This window comes from Vibrio sp. HDW18, from assembly GCF_011306175.1.
Classification (GTDB): Bacteria; Pseudomonadota; Gammaproteobacteria; order Enterobacterales; family Vibrionaceae; genus Vibrio; species Vibrio chanodichtyis.
The window spans coordinates 1,370,147-1,384,814 of sequence record NZ_CP049913.1; the positions used below are offsets into that span (position 1 = coordinate 1,370,147).

General features: G+C 47.1%; 10 protein-coding genes, 3 tRNA genes, 1 rRNA gene, 2 pseudogenes and 1 riboswitch. Of the genes and pseudogenes, 10 read left to right on the forward strand and 6 right to left on the reverse strand.

Going from position 1 to position 14,668, the window contains the following annotated elements; genetic code table 11:
- Positions 1 to 16 precede the first annotated feature (16 nt).
- Positions 17 to 658: an HTH-type transcriptional repressor FabR gene (gene fabR, locus G7083_RS06665; protein ID WP_166014083.1), complete on the forward strand. Its 642-nt coding sequence runs from the start codon at positions 17 to 19 to the stop codon at positions 656 to 658.
- 21 nt (positions 659 to 679) lie between these two features.
- Here the strand turns inward: fabR and G7083_RS06670 are convergent, their stop codons facing one another.
- The 3 genes and pseudogenes from G7083_RS06670 to G7083_RS06680 all read right to left on the reverse strand — a co-directional run.
- Complete coding sequence (locus G7083_RS06670) at positions 680 to 1,426, reverse strand: amino acid ABC transporter ATP-binding protein (protein ID WP_166015004.1); 747 nt, start codon at positions 1,424 to 1,426, stop codon at positions 680 to 682.
- A gap of 141 nt (positions 1,427 to 1,567) precedes the next feature.
- Positions 1,568 to 2,100, reverse strand: a pseudogene (locus G7083_RS06675) (ABC transporter permease subunit); the annotation flags it as partial.
- Positions 2,076 to 2,459: pseudogene (locus tag G7083_RS06680) on the reverse strand (transporter substrate-binding domain-containing protein); the annotation flags it as partial. The pseudogenes G7083_RS06680 and G7083_RS06675, both read right to left, overlap by 25 nt.
- Before the next feature lie 232 nt (positions 2,460 to 2,691).
- Between G7083_RS06680 and G7083_RS06685 the strand changes: the two are divergent.
- A complete protein-coding gene (locus G7083_RS06685; RefSeq protein WP_240911890.1) occupies positions 2,692 to 3,972 on the forward strand; it encodes a PLP-dependent aminotransferase family protein in 1,281 nt (426 codons plus the stop codon).
- A 342-nt stretch (positions 3,973 to 4,314) separates the two neighbouring features.
- Here G7083_RS06685 and G7083_RS06690 read toward each other — a convergent pair whose 3' ends face one another.
- Positions 4,315 to 5,631 (reverse strand): aspartate aminotransferase family protein, encoded by a 1,317-nt coding sequence (locus G7083_RS06690; RefSeq protein ID WP_166014084.1) that lies wholly within the window; start codon positions 5,629 to 5,631, stop codon positions 4,315 to 4,317.
- Positions 5,632 to 5,903: 272 nt separating this feature from the next.
- Between G7083_RS06690 and G7083_RS06695 the strand changes: the two genes are divergently transcribed.
- A complete protein-coding gene (locus G7083_RS06695) occupies positions 5,904 to 6,656 on the forward strand; it encodes an SDR family NAD(P)-dependent oxidoreductase (protein WP_166014085.1) in 753 nt (250 codons plus the stop codon).
- A 139-nt stretch (positions 6,657 to 6,795) separates the two neighbouring features.
- Here G7083_RS06695 and trmA read toward each other — a convergent pair whose 3' ends face one another.
- Positions 6,796 to 7,905 (reverse strand): tRNA (uridine(54)-C5)-methyltransferase TrmA, encoded by a 1,110-nt coding sequence (gene trmA / locus G7083_RS06700; RefSeq protein ID WP_166014086.1) that lies wholly within the window; start codon positions 7,903 to 7,905, stop codon positions 6,796 to 6,798.
- A 149-nt stretch (positions 7,906 to 8,054) separates the two neighbouring features.
- Positions 8,055 to 8,258: riboswitch (cobalamin riboswitch) on the forward strand.
- 42 nt (positions 8,259 to 8,300) lie between these two features.
- On the opposite strand from trmA, the gene btuB reads away from it, so the two are divergent.
- The 3 genes from btuB to murI are packed head-to-tail and all read left to right on the forward strand — an operon-like array spanning position 8,301 to position 11,707.
- Entirely contained in the window at positions 8,301 to 10,136 is a 1,836-nt protein-coding gene (btuB, locus tag G7083_RS06705) for a TonB-dependent vitamin B12 receptor (RefSeq protein ID WP_166014087.1), read from the forward strand.
- 51 nt (positions 10,137 to 10,187) lie between these two features.
- Positions 10,188 to 10,856 (forward strand): adenine nucleotide alpha hydrolase, encoded by a 669-nt coding sequence (locus G7083_RS06710; RefSeq protein WP_166014088.1) that lies wholly within the window; start codon positions 10,188 to 10,190, stop codon positions 10,854 to 10,856.
- Positions 10,857 to 10,909: 53 nt separating this feature from the next.
- Positions 10,910 to 11,707, forward strand: a complete 798-nt coding sequence (murI, locus tag G7083_RS06715) for a glutamate racemase (RefSeq protein WP_166014089.1) — start codon at positions 10,910 to 10,912, stop codon at positions 11,705 to 11,707.
- Here the strand turns inward: murI and G7083_RS06720 are convergent.
- Complete coding sequence (locus G7083_RS06720) at positions 11,673 to 12,128, reverse strand: RNA-binding protein (protein ID WP_166014090.1); 456 nt, start codon at positions 12,126 to 12,128, stop codon at positions 11,673 to 11,675. The two genes, murI and G7083_RS06720, sit on opposite strands and share 35 nt — an antisense overlap.
- Positions 12,129 to 12,730: 602 nt before the next feature.
- Here G7083_RS06720 and G7083_RS06725 point away from each other — a divergent pair.
- From G7083_RS06725 to G7083_RS06740, 4 genes are all read left to right on the forward strand, one after another.
- A 16S ribosomal RNA gene (locus G7083_RS06725) occupies positions 12,731 to 14,288 on the forward strand.
- A gap of 67 nt (positions 14,289 to 14,355) precedes the next feature.
- Positions 14,356 to 14,431 (forward strand) — tRNA-Glu (locus G7083_RS06730).
- A gap of 18 nt (positions 14,432 to 14,449) precedes the next feature.
- A tRNA-Lys gene (locus tag G7083_RS06735) sits at positions 14,450 to 14,525 on the forward strand.
- Positions 14,526 to 14,555: 30 nt separating this feature from the next.
- A tRNA-Val gene (locus G7083_RS06740) sits at positions 14,556 to 14,631 on the forward strand.
- The last annotated feature ends 37 nt before the right edge of the window (positions 14,632 to 14,668 follow it).

A 14,668-nucleotide genomic window follows, 5' to 3' on the forward strand; every position in this document is an offset into this window, starting at 1 on the left:
CGAGAGCAGACTGGGTATGAAATCGCTGGGGATCCGAGCACAACAAAAAGAAAAAACACGCCGCTCTTTAATTGATGCCGCATTCAGTCAATTGAGCGCTGAGCGCAGTTTCTCGAACTTGAGTTTACGTGAAGTCGCCCGTGAAGCGGGCATTGCCCCAACCTCGTTTTATCGCCATTTTAAAGATATGGATGAGCTCGGTTTAACCATGGTGGATGAAGGTGGTTTACTGCTGCGTCAATTGATGCGCCAAGCTCGGCAGCGGATCGTTAAAGAGGGCAGCGTGATCCGCACTTCAGTGGAAACCTTTATGGAATTCATTGAGAGTAGCCCGAACGTGTTTCGCCTACTGCTGCGTGAACGCTCTGGTACCTCCTGCGAGTTTCGCGCTGCGGTGGTGCGTGAAATTCAGCATTTTGCCGCCGAGCTCACCGAATATCTGGTCACCACCGGAATGAGCCGCGAAGAAGCGATGACTCAAGCGGAAGCGTCGGTGATCTTGGTCTTTAGCTCGGGTGCAGAAGCTTTAGATTTGGAGCGCAGTGAGCGCGATGAACTCTCTGAGCGGTTGATTTTGCAACTGCGCATGTTGGCGAAAGGCGCACTCTGGTATCGTAAAGAGCGTGAGCGCAATCGTCTCAAAGGCACTCTAGAATAACGCCGAATCGCCCGCCATCCACTAGCCATCCAGCTTTAAAAATTGCCTGACGCGCAATGAGTCTGGGTTAGTGAAGAATTTTTCTGGTGGGCTATTTTCGATCAAGATGCCTTTTTCTAAAAACACCACTTGGTCTGAAACTTGGCGTGCAAACGCCATTTCATGGGTGACGATCACCATAGTGTAACCCTCTCTTGAAAGCTGTTGCATGACTGATAGCACTTCATCAACCAACTCGGGATCAAGTGCTGAGGTTGGTTCATCGAATAACAGAACCTCTGGCTCCATGGCTAATGCACGAGCGATCGCGATGCGCTGTTTTTGTCCACCAGATAACATATTCGGATAGCTGTTGAGCTTGTGCGCCATACCGACTTTCTCAAGCTGGATATGCGCCATCTTTTGAGCGTCCTCTTTTGACCACTTTTTTACATGGATCAAGGCTTCCATCACATTTTGTTGAACCGTAAGGTGCGGCCATAGATTGAAGCTTTGGAACACCATTCCGATCCGTTGGCGTATTTTTGCCAGTTCTGGATATTTGCAGGGCTTATTGGTGTGTGGGTTAACCCCAATCGGCTGCTCACCAAGGTAGATAAAACCGCGCTCTGGCTGCTCTAACCAATTGATACAGCGCAATAAAGTTGACTTTCCTGAGCCGGAAGAGCCGAGAATACTCACCACTTGTCCTTGGTGGATAGTAAGGTTGATATCTCGCAGCACTTCTATGCCATCAAATTGTTTGGAAAGGTTGACAATTTTGATGATCGGGTTTGGCTCTTGTCGTGTCGTGTCGCGTCGAGCATTGATCCACGAGGTGTGACTGGTTGATGGTTTGTCTCGACCACGTGCAATGCTGCATTCTCTTTAGCGGATGTGACCGAGATTTCGGGTCTGTTAACGTATGGTTTAAGCATGACTTAGCCCTCTTTGTTGCACCTTGTACAGTACGCGTTGGGTGATTTGTTCAACCGCAATACTCACTATCCAATACAGGCCGATTGCAACAATAAATGCGTTAAGTGGAATGAAGTAGCTCGATTGCACGCTGTTTGCTGCCGCGGTGATTTCGCTGACGGTAATGATGCTTAAAAACGCGGTATCTTTAAGACAGATAATCAGTTGATTGGCAATCAGAGGTAGAGATTTAAACAGGATATTTGGGGTGATCACGCGGGTGAAGATTTTAACCTTTGAGAAACCACATGATGTGGCTGCTTCAATATAGCCCTCATCCAGATCTTTTCTTACCCCGCGAAAAATTTCACAGAAATAGGTGCTGTGGTAAAGACAAAGCGCAACCAGTCCGGCGCTGATCGCGTCCATGCGATCCCGAGCTGAGGTAGCCCGTAATAAAGCAAGTAGGCGAGAATAAGAAAAGGCAAGGTGCGCATAATATTAATGCTGGCTCTAATGCCATAAAATAGTGCTGTGCTGAGGCAATCGGTGGGGTAAAATCAAAAACTTGCAGGCGCGCGTCGGTAACAATCGCCCCTGTCAGTGCGAGGTCATATTGCCCTGCGGCAACGGAAGCGAGTAAGCCTGTCCACGGCAAAATATCTTGCTTCACTTCAAATTTGGCGTAGTGACGCAGCTCTTCGAGCAGATCTTGGTTGATACCGGTCGCCTTGCCTTGTGCAATGTAATTAAACGGTGAGTAGTTATCTTCCGTTGCGACTTTAAGCACCCCTGTTTTGATGATTTCAGCCAGATCGGCGCCAAGTGCACTGGCTGAGGTGCCGATGGCTAGCGCAATCACCGTGGTAGAAAACCATTTCTTAACACTCATTCCATGTTTCATATATCCATCCTTTTAACTCTGTTGAACGCCGCTTGAATACTTGCACTGTAGAGATTGGCGACGGTGATGGGGTAGAGCCAATTTATCCATCCTGATGGGACAGCTGTGTGCTTTAAGCCTGATCTTCTAAGCTGGATTTTTTCTAAAAAATACCTACATTTTTTGTGGTCTATTTTTTGCTGACGATGGTTTATCGGCTGACTTTGGTCGTGGATGATCGGAGGTTGATGGAGTGGCGATAAATTATCAGTGCGTGATTGAATTTGATTCCGCGAGAAGCCTACAGCAGCAGGTCAGAGAGTACCTTGTCAAAGCGATTTTAGAGGGGATATTTGCTTCGCAACAGGCGCTGCCGTCTTGTCGCAAGCTCTCTCAACAATTAAAAGTATCGCGAAATACCGTCTCTTTGGTGTATGAAAGTTTGCTCGATGACGGCTATTTAATTAGCCGACCGCGCAGCGGCTATTATCTGGCGGAAGCTTATCAAGTCAGTGATCAAGCTAGCCCTATCGCATTCAATTCGGTTGCAGAAAATAGTGCAATCAATGCACCAAATTGGGCCGATAGAATAAAAATTAATACCCATCAATTTCCGCGCATCATCAAACCCAGCCAATGGAGTTGCTATAAATACCCCTTTATTTATGGGCAGCCCTATATAAATGATTTCCCCTTGTCTCAGTGGCGAGAAGCTTCACGCAAGGTGATTGCCAACGCTCAGGATCATGGCTGGCTGTGTGATAAAGTCGATAAAGATGTGGAGCTATTGATTGAGCAGATCCGCACGCGAGTGCTGCCTCAGCGTGGAATTCATGCCAGCAGTGAGGAAATTCTCATCACGATAGGCTCTCAGAATGGCTTATATCTGCTCTCTCAGTTGTTAATGAATCGAGATTCTCGAGTAGGGGTTGAAAATCCCGGATATAAAGAAGCCTACAATATTTTTAGCCTAGCGGGTGCACAGTTATACCCACACCAAGTGGATACTGAAGGGTTAAAGTTGAACTCATGTTCTGCCCTGTGTGATTACTTCTATGTCACGCCAAGTCATCAAGCGCCAACCGCAGTAACTATGAGCCAGCAGCGGCGCAAACAGATTTTGGCGCTCGCTGAGCAAAGTGATGCGATCATCATTGAAGATGATTATGACTCGAACAGTAACTTTGAACTCAATCCAGTCCCAGCTTTGAAAGCATTAGATAAGTCAGGGCGAGTTATTTACGTGAGTAGCTTTTCCAAAATTCTCGCGCCGGGTCTGCGCCTCGGTTTTGTGGTGGCACCAGAAGAGCTGATCTATGAACTAAGAGGATTGCGTCGGCTGATGTTTCGCCATCCGCCGAGCCGATTACAGATGGAAATGGCACATTTTATTGCACAGGGTTACTACGACAGTTTTGTACGCCGTGTGCGTGAAAATACTCGGCAGCGGTGGGATATCATCAATCAAGCGGTCGCAAGGTATATTCCTTACTGTGAACGGTTAGCTAAGCATGAGCTCAGTAATGCACTGTGATTACAGACCCCAGATAGGGTCAGTTGTCAGCGGTTAGTTTCTAAGGCCGCGCAGCACGGAGTCTTGGTTGAAACCGGCGCTTCACATTTTATCGCCTCATCACCGTCTACCGAGAGATCTCAATCCCTATTGCCTCATGATGCGAATCGATATTTTAGGTTGGGTTTTCACTCGATTGATAAGGCGCTGATCCAGCCTGGAATCATTGAGTTAGCCAGAGCATTCGATGGCTTGCAATAAGCTAGAGTAAAGTTATTAAGGCTCAAGTCACTAAGGGTAAAGCAATAAAGGTAAATAAAATAAGAGGAACGTGCCAAGCGATGAGGCCTAGCACGTTGCCGCTTAGCCATCTAATTCGGCTAACACTTGATCGATGATTGCTACGCCATGTTTGATCTCATTTGGCTGGATGATAAGGGGTGGTGTGACATGAATTCGATTATTGACGATAAAAGTCAGTAGACCACGCTCGGTTAGTTTTTGCTTGATCTGTGCCATTTTCTGGTTACTCAGTGGTTGCTTGGACGCTCGGTCTTCAACCAGCTCCAACGCCCAAAACATGCCTTTGCCACGGATATTACCAATCACGCTACGGTGTTCCATCAGCGCAATCAACGATGGGCCGAGCAGTGTATGGCCAATTTGATCGGCATAATGGACAATGCCCTCCTCCTCCATCGCATCAATGGTGGCGACAATCGCTGACATGGCGAGGGGATGTCCCGAATAGGTTAAGCCACCCATAAAGCATTCATGCTTGAAGAACTCACATATCGCTTGACTGACGATCACTCCACCTGCCGGCACATAGCCAGAGTTGACGCCTTTCGCAAAGGTCACCAGATCAGGGATCACATTGAAGTGTTCAAACGCAAACCATTTACCGGTGCGCCCAAAGCCAACCATCACTTCATCTAAGATTAACTGAATGCCATATTGGGTTGCAATTTCACGTACACCTTGTAGATAACCCTCTGGCGGTAGCAAGAAGCCCGCAGTACCTGGAATGGTTTCCAGTAGGATTGCTGCAATCGAGTTCGGGCCTTCACATTCGATGACTCGTTTCAGGTGAGCTAGAGCGCGAGTACACTCTTCACTTTCTGTTTTGGCGTCAAATTCGGTGCGATACAGGTAAGGGTTGAAAAAGTGCACATGTCCTCGGCTGTATTCGTTGGGGATTCGACGAAAATCACCCGTAGCGGCGATGGCTGCGCCTGTATTGCCATGATATGAGCGATAAGCCGAAAGCACTTTATCGCGGCCAGTAAACTGGCGCGCCATACGGATTGCGTTCTCATTGGCATCTGCCCCCGCATTGGTAAAGAACACTTTTTGGAAGCCGCTTGGCGCCTGTGCCAAGATACGTTTCGCGGCCATACCGCGGGCTAGATTGGCCATGGCTGGCGCGATAGTCGCTAGTGTGTCCGCTTGTGCTTTGAGTGCGGCAATCACTTTAGGGTGCTGATGGCCAATATTGGTATTAACCAACTGGCTGCTAAAGTCTAAATATTTTTTTCCATCAAAATCCCACAGGGTACAACCTTGTCCACCGGCAATCGCCAATGGTGTCGCACTCTCTTGAACCGACCAAGAGTGGAAGACACATTGGTCTAATTCGATAACGTCTTGGTTTGTGACTTCAGATGATAACAAATCCATTTTCTTCTCCTAGCAATACGCAGGCTCTCGGTGAGCGGTAAGCATATTGTGGCGATGAATTCTGAGTCGGGAGTAGTGGCAGTTTCAAGAAAGTCATGGGTCAGCAGCGAGGCTCTGCCCTAGGTAATTTCGCAAACTGGCTCTACGCTGTTCACGCCCATCCGCTTAGATTAAGCAGACGTAAAGCATGGAAGGCTCAAGGTGTAAACTACGGCTCTAATGCTTATCGGCTTGGTGCTACGGAACTAGTGAGTTTAATCAGGAAGATGAATATGAAGAAAATCGCATTTATTACTGGCGCAACGTCAGGATTTGGACGTGCCGCGGCCCAAAAGTTTGCCAGTCAAGGTTGGTCGCTAGTGTTGGCGGGTCGCCGATGGGAAAGGCTACTCGATTTGCAAGAAATGCTTGAGGTACCGACGCACATTATTCCGTTAGATGTGCGAGATGCCAAGGCGGTTAAAGACGCAGTTGAGGCTCTACCGAGCGAATTTGCTCAAGTAACAACATTAATCAACAATGCTGGATTGGCTCTAGCGCCAGAGGGTGCTGCGCAGGTTGCTTTATCCGATTGGCATACGATGATTGACACTAACTGTACTGGGCTGGTCAATGTGACGCATGCTTTGCTGCCAACCTTGATGAGAGTTGGGGCTGGAGCCACCATCATCAATGTTGGCTCAATAGCGGGGCAATGGCCATATCCTGGTAGTCATGTTTATGGTGCGAGTAAGGCATTCGTAAAGCAGTTTAGCTATAATTTACGCTGTGATTTGCAAGGTACTGGGGTGAGAGTGACCGATTTAGCCCCAGGAATTGCAGAAACCGAATTTACTTTGGTCAGAACTAAGGGCAATCAGTCAGCTTCAGATAAGTTATATCGAGGCACAACTCCGTTAAGCGCAGAAGATATTGCCGAACAGATGTTTTATATCGCCAATCTGCCACATCATATCAATATTAACCGAGTAGAGGTGATGCCAACCCGCCAAGCTTGGTCACCCTTTGCCATTGATCGTGATTAGCAGGGATTCCGTATCGCAAGTGGCCACCGGTTTTGCTGGTGGCCTTTATCTCAAATCGAATGATTAGCGGCGCGGATTGTCCATTACCCCACGCCGTACCCAGAGCATTTTTTGCTACAGGCAGAATTCGTTCACATCCTCATTGAATGCGCTCTAGCAACACGCCAGCTTCCATGTGGTGGGTGTAGGGGAATTGATCAAATAGCGCAAAGCGTACCACTTGATGGGTTTGGCTGAGCAGTTGCAGATTCTCTTGCAGCGTTTCAGGGTTACAAGAGATGTACAAAATACGCTGATAACCTTGCACCATTTTGCAGGTGTCAATATCCATACCTGAGCGTGGTGGGTCGACAAAAATGGTGTTGCAGCGGTAGCTGGCCAGATCAACACCAGCATCTTTGAGGCGATTAAATTCGCGTTTGCTTTCCATTGCTTGAGTAAATTCTTCCGCTGACATACGGATGATTTGTACATTGTCGATCTGGTTGGCGGCGATATTAAATTGTGCCGCTTCAACGGAAGGCTTGGCCAGTTCGGTTGCCAGCACTCGTTCAAAGTTTTGTGCGAGAGCAAGTGAAAAATTACCGTTGCCGCAATATAGCTCAAGTAGATCGCCTTGACTGTCTTGAGTACAGTCGACCGCCCATTCCAACATCTTTTCTGCCACTTTGGCATTCGGTTGGGTAAAGCTGTTTTCGACTTGTTTATAAATGTATGGCTTGCCGTTGACCTGTAATTTTTCAACCACGTAGTCACGATCCAATACCATTTTCATTTTACGCGCACGGCCAATCAGGTTGAGATTAAACCCTTCATCATTTAAACGCTGTTTCAAAGCTTGCGCTGCTGTTACCCACTCTTCGCTGAGCTGACGATGGTATAACAGCGACACCAAAATTTCGCCGCTGAGAGTGGAGAGGAAATCCACTTGGAATAATTTATGGCGCAGAATATGGCTGTCTTTCATCGCTTCGATCAGTAGTGGCATCAAATCATTGATCAGGCGACTGGCGGCGGGAAATTGGTCGACCCGATATTTTTCACGCGTCTGTTGGTTAAACATGATGTAGTACATGTCATCACCTTGATGCCAAACTCGAAATTCAGCGCGCATTCGGTAGTTCGCCTGTGGCGACTCAAACACTTCCAGCTCAGGCATTGAGTAGTCAACAAACATTGCTTTTAAGCGAGCAACTTTGTCGGCCAATTGAGCTTGGTAGAGCGGTGGGTTTACATCAAGAGTCGCCATTGGAGTACCTTTTTATGGGCTATTACAGAAAGAGCGCAGATTTTATTCAATCTCGGCCAGTTGTCCAGTTTTGCTCCATGATTGACTGGATATTGAGTGTAAAACCGATCGGCACGGAATCTGTACTGGACAATTTTTGCTTCACTCAATACTATTTGCGGCGAGCTGGTGCTATTTAGACGCTTGGATGGCTAAAAATAGCTGAAAAGGGAATCCGGTGTGAATCCGGAACTGACGCGCAGCGGTAAGAGAGAACGAACGCTCAAATGACACTGCTCTTGGAGTGGGAAGTCGAGCCAGTAGGTGTAAAGTGCTCTCAAGTCCGAAGACCTGCCAGCCACTGAGTGATGCCGTGGTTTTCACTCAGCAGGATTAACGCGATTTAGGATAATAATATGCAAAAATCAGCACTAGCGATCGCTCTAGCATCGCTGCTCACCCCTATCTCTTATTTACACGCCAGCGAAGCCCAATCAGAAGAAACTGTTGTGGTAACGGCCAATCGTTTTGAGCAAAAGGTAAGTTCAACCCTGGCCGATATTGAAGTGATTACTCGTCAAGATATTGAGCAAACTCAAGCTAAAACATTGCCTGATTTGTTGCGTCGCTTAACTGGTGTGCAAGTCACGCAAAATGGTGGTCGTGGTCAATTAGCTTCATTGTTTGTTCGTGGTACAAGTTCAGATCAAGTTTTGGTGCTGGTTGATGGTATCCGCTTTGCTCGTGCGGCGAAAGGCGCCGTCGATTTTAACCAAATTCCGTTAACTTATGTTGAACGTATCGAGTACGTACGTGGTGCTCGTGCATCTTTATATGGTTCTGAGGCGATTGGTGGGGTGATTAACATCATCACTAAAGCGCGTTCACAGCAACAAGGAACAGCGTTAAGTGCTGGGCTTGGATCTCTCGATTATCAAGAGTTAAGCATTGCTTTAGGTATTGAAGTGGGTGAAAAGGGACAACTTAATCTAGCTTTGGGTACGGAGAGCGATAAGGGCTACAATGTTCGCCCCATTTCTGGTTTGAATGAGGGTGATCGTCACGGTTTCGGATCAGATAATGCTTTGTTGGGTTACGTGCACCAATTTGATGCATCTTGGTCTTTGTTTGCCAATGCTCGTGCTTATGAAAATATTTACCAGTACGACAGCAGTTACGGTGCTCGTGACTATAAAGAGGCGGAAAAAGATGACCTTTCTTTCACTGTGGGCTCTCAGTATCAAAGTGAACGTTGGTTGTCTGAACTGCAGCTAACTACCCAGAGACAAAAATCATGGGATTACACTCAATCTCAAGGAAAATATACAGGTTCATCAGACAAGCTTGAGCAGCAAAATATCCAATGGATTAACCGCTATTTAGTGAATGATGTATGGACGCTAGCTGGTGGAGTGGATTGGCGCGATGAATCGTACCTTGATAAGAGAGCAAATAAAGAGTTCGATCGTAGTAACACTGCTGTATTTGGTGTGCTTTCAGCAGATTGGCAACAGTGGCTGCTCGAGGCTAGTTTACGCCTTGATGATAATCAAGAGTATGGTTCACAAACGACTCATAACATTGTATTAGGGTATCAGTTCATCCCTGAATTGGGGATTAAAGCATCTTACGGTACGGCATTTAAGGCCCCGAATTTATATCAGCAGTACGATCCCACCTATGGTAATGCCGATCTAAAGCCTGAAGAAGCGGATGTGGCAGAAATCGGCGTCTATGGTCAAGTATCTGATATAAAGTGGTCAATCACTGGATACGATTACAAGATCAACAATCTTATCGATTACAACTCAGTAACGAGCAAATATCAAAATGTGATGGGTGAGAGTCACATTCAAGGCGTTGAATTAACTGCAGAGTTTACTACAGGCATTGTGCAACATCAGTTGAGTGCTGACCTCAAAGATGCGGATGATAGTCAAGGACAATCATTACAGCGTCGTGCGGAACGTATGTATAAGTGGAATGCATTAGTAGCGTTTGAGCAGTTAGATTGGTCGGTCAGTTATCAGTATGTTGGCAAACGGCCGGATTTGGATTACAACACGTATCCAGAGCAAACAATTACATTAGGAGCGTATTCGCTCATTGATACTGCAATTAGCTATTATGCGACGGATTCAATGACCATCAGTGCTCGTATTGATAATTTGTTGGATAAAAAGTACGAAACCGCTAATGGTTATCCTGCTGCTGAGCGTGCCTACTATTTCAATGTCGCTTATCAATTCTAATCTTTCAAACCGCCTTCGGGCGGTTTTACTTTGCATGATTGGTAGTCGCCCATGAACAAAAAGAAAGTCATTATTAGTTGGTCGTCAGGTAAAGATTCGACACTCACCTTGGAGCGGTTACGTGAAAGACCGGATATTGAGGTGGTCGGTCTGGTGACCACCTATGTCGGGGATGAAGTGCCTTTTCAAGCTACACCCCTTGAGGTATTAGAGCTGCAAGCACAACTGGTTGGTTTACCGCTGATTAAAATCGAGTTACCCAGCATCTTCCCAAGTAATCTGGTTTATCAATCAAGTGTGGTCGATGGCTTGAAAAACTCAGGTTTGACCTTTGATGCGCTAGCGTTTGGTGATCTGTTTTGTAATGGTATTGCTGAGTATCGTCAGAGTTACTTAGAGCCAGCGGGGTGGCAATGCTTATTTCCACTGATGGGGGAGTGTTCCAAGCAACTGGCACAAGAGATTATCACGCGCGGTATTCAAACTTTAGTGGTCACCACCGATGATGAACAGCTGAGTGCCGATTATTGTGGGCTTTGGTATAACGCAGAGTTTCTTCAAGCGCTGCCTCAAGGTATCGATCCGTGTGGTGAAAATGGTGAGTTTCATACCTTAGTCACTCAAGCACCGTGTATGGCTGGACGTTTAGATTTACGTCTTGCGGGGCAAGATCAGACTGAGCGTTTCTGTTATCAAAGGTATCGGGCACAGATTGCCTAATTTAGTAGAGAGAGTATTATCAAGGCGTTTTTTCTAGCTAGATTGTGGTGCTCGTGCCTTGTTCATCTTACCCCCGTGTACTTATTTTTGATTCTGGTGTTGGTGGCCTTTCCGTTTATCAGGAAATTAAAGCGCGTTTACCGCAACTCAATTATGTGTATTTACTCGATAATGCGGCCTATCCCTACGGAGAGTTAGCGCAAGAGACCTTACTTGAGCGTGTCGATTGGCTGGTCACGCGCATGGTCGAGCAACAACATATCGATCTGGTCGTGATTGCTTGTAATACTGCGAGCACGATCGTGCTGCCGCAGCTGCGAGCCAAACTCAGTATTCCAGTAGTCGGGGTTGTGCCAGCCATCAAACCCGCGTCTTTGATTGCCAGTAAAGCGATTGGCCTGATCGCGACACCAGCAACGGTCAAGCGCCAATATACACAAGATTTGATCCGCCATTTTTCTGCTGACAAACCGGTGGAGTTATTAGGTTCAACGCGATTAGTGAATATGGCTGAGGAAAAATTACGCGGTCAGCCACTTAATCTCGCAGAGCTAGAAAGCATATTGCAACCGCTTAAACACAAGATTGATGTGGCGGTGCTAGGCTGTACACACTTTCCACTGATTAAAGAAGAGATTCAACAAGTGCTCGGTGAGCAAGTGCAATTGATTGATTCTGGGCAAGCTATTGCGCGGCGTGTACAGGAGTTATTGGCCATCGAGCAAGGTCAAACTTCACATCAGAAACATCAAATTTACGCCAGCGCACCACCTTGGCAAGCCAGTGCGCTGAATGTAAAGCTCGAACAGTTAGGATTTAATCCTGTGCAGCTATTTCCTCATCCGATTTAGGATCATTAGCGATCCTAACTTTTAAGGTGCGCTGCATATATTCCTTTTCATTGAGTGCATCAATCGCAGCTTGAGCTTGACTGGCTGCCATCACGACAAACCCAAATCCGCGCCGTTTGCCGGTTCGTTTATCTTTCATAAGCCGTACGACAAACACTTCTCCATATTCGGAAAACAGATCTTTGACATGAGACTCATTGGCTTTATAGGGCAAATTGCCGACATAAAGCGTTTTGGTAGTAGAAGAGGTCTCTTCATCATCACTAATAACGGAAGTTTGAGTAGACAGTTTGCAAATTACAGTGGTTGCAACTACACCAACTAAAAAAGCCAAAGAAGGGTGTAGCGCCAATTGTGATAAAACTCCAGCACCAATAACCGCAAGTAGGGCGATCCATAACATCGATTTGTCAGATTTCATATTGAGTTACTACGCATTTGAGAGAAAGAAGATTGATTGTCTATTGATGAGTTAACAAAATAGACACAGGGATCTTACGTATATGATTGATATTTTTCCAATCGAATGGTGTGACCCCCTTCAAATGTTGAAATTTTATTCAATAAATAGCCGGGTTGCTGACTTTATAGACTAACGAATGATTTTTTTAAAAAAAAGTGCATTTAGGGTCTTGCCAGAAACAAAATCATCCCTATAATGCGCCCTCACTGACACGGCAGGCGCCGCAAGGCTTTCGGGCTAGTCAGCTAGGCAAAACGCTTCGATGCTAAAAGATGAAAAAAAGTGTTTGACACTGAAAATTATCTCGCTAGAATGCACAGCCTCTTCGGTAAGAAAGCCGAAGCAAAACGCTCTTTAACAATATAAACCAATCAATCTGTGTGGGCACTCGTTGATGATGATCTCAAAAAGATTAATCAATGAACTGAGTGACCAAACGAGACGCAAGTCTTTGCACAGTCAATTCATTATCGTTCTGTTGGAACGATAATAGCTTTGAATTACTAAGGTAATTTAAAGTCAGTATTCATTGAGCCGAAGCGAAAGCTTCAAAAAACTTTTAATTGAAGAGTTTGATCATGGCTCAGATTGAACGCTGGCGGCAGGCCTAACACATGCAAGTCGAGCGGCAGCACAGAGGAACTTGTTCCTTGGGTGGCGAGCGGCGGACGGGTGAGTAATGCCTGGGAAATTGCCCTGATGTGGGGGATAACCATTGGAAACGATGGCTAATACCGCATGATGTTGTTTTCTATAAACGAAGATAACCAAAGAGGGGGACCGTAAGGCCTCTCGCGTCAGGATATGCCCAGGTGGGATTAGCTAGTTGGTGAGGTAATGGCTCACCAAGGCGACGATCCCTAGCTGGTCTGAGAGGATGATCAGCCACACTGGAACTGAGACACGGTCCAGACTCCTACGGGAGGCAGCAGTGGGGAATATTGCACAATGGGCGCAAGCCTGATGCAGCCATGCCGCGTGTATGAAGAAGGCCTTCGGGTTGTAAAGTACTTTCAGTCGTGAGGAAGGTTGTAGCGTTAATAGCGTTATGATTTGACGTTAGCGACAGAAGAAGCACCGGCTAACTCCGTGCCAGCAGCCGCGGTAATACGGAGGGTGCGAGCGTTAATCGGAATTACTGGGCGTAAAGCGCATGCAGGTGGTTTGTTAAGTCAGATGTGAAAGCCCTGGGCTCAACCTAGGAGTTGCATTTGAAACTGACAAGCTAGAGTACTGTAGAGGGGGGTAGAATTTCAGGTGTAGCGGTGAAATGCGTAGAGATCTGAAGGAATACCGGTGGCGAAGGCGGCCCCCTGGACAGATACTGACACTCAGATGCGAAAGCGTGGGGAGCAAACAGGATTAGATACCCTGGTAGTCCACGCCGTAAACGATGTCTACTTGGAGGTTGTGGCCTTGAGCCGTGGCTTTCGGAGCTAACGCGTTAAGTAGACCGCCTGGGGAGTACGGTCGCAAGATTAAAACTCAAATGAATTGACGGGGGCCCGCACAAGCGGTGGAGCATGTGGTTTAATTCGATGCAACGCGAAGAACCTTACCTACTCTTGACATCCAGAGAATCTAGCGGAGACGCTGGAGTGCCTTCGGGAACTCTGAGACAGGTGCTGCATGGCTGTCGTCAGCTCGTGTTGTGAAATGTTGGGTTAAGTCCCGCAACGAGCGCAACCCTTATCCTTGTTTGCCAGCACGTAATGGTGGGAACTCCAGGGAGACTGCCGGTGATAAACCGGAGGAAGGTGGGGACGACGTCAAGTCATCATGGCCCTTACGAGTAGGGCTACACACGTGCTACAATGGCGTATACAGAGGGCAGCGATACCGCGAGGTGGAGCGAATCTCAGAAAGTACGTCGTAGTCCGGATTGGAGTCTGCAACTCGACTCCATGAAGTCGGAATCGCTAGTAATCGCAAATCAGAATGTTGCGGTGAATACGTTCCCGGGCCTTGTACACACCGCCCGTCACACCATGGGAGTGGGCTGCAAAAGAAGCAGGTAGTTTAACCTTCGGGAGGACGCTTGCCACTTTGTGGTTCATGACTGGGGTGAAGTCGTAACAAGGTAGCGCTAGGGGAACCTGGCGCTGGATCACCTCCTTACACGATGATTATCGTGATGAGTGTCCACACAGATTGATATGGTTTAGATTAGAGAAGCAAACATAGTGTCCCGTTCGTCTAGAGGCCTAGGACACCGCCCTTTCACGGCGGTAACAGGGGTTCGACTCCCCTACGGGATACCACTTCCTTGTGAAGTAAAGGGGTCGTTAGCTCAGTCGGTAGAGCAGTTGACTTTTAATCAATTGGTCGCAGGTTCGAATCCTGCACGACCCACCAAACTCTTCCGCCACGGGAAGTAAAATACGTGGGCGATTAGCTCAGTTGGGAGAGCACCTGCCTTACAAGCAGGGGGTCACTGGTTCGAACCCGGTATCGCCCACCACTCTCTAAATACTTTTGGAATGCAATTCCAAACCACC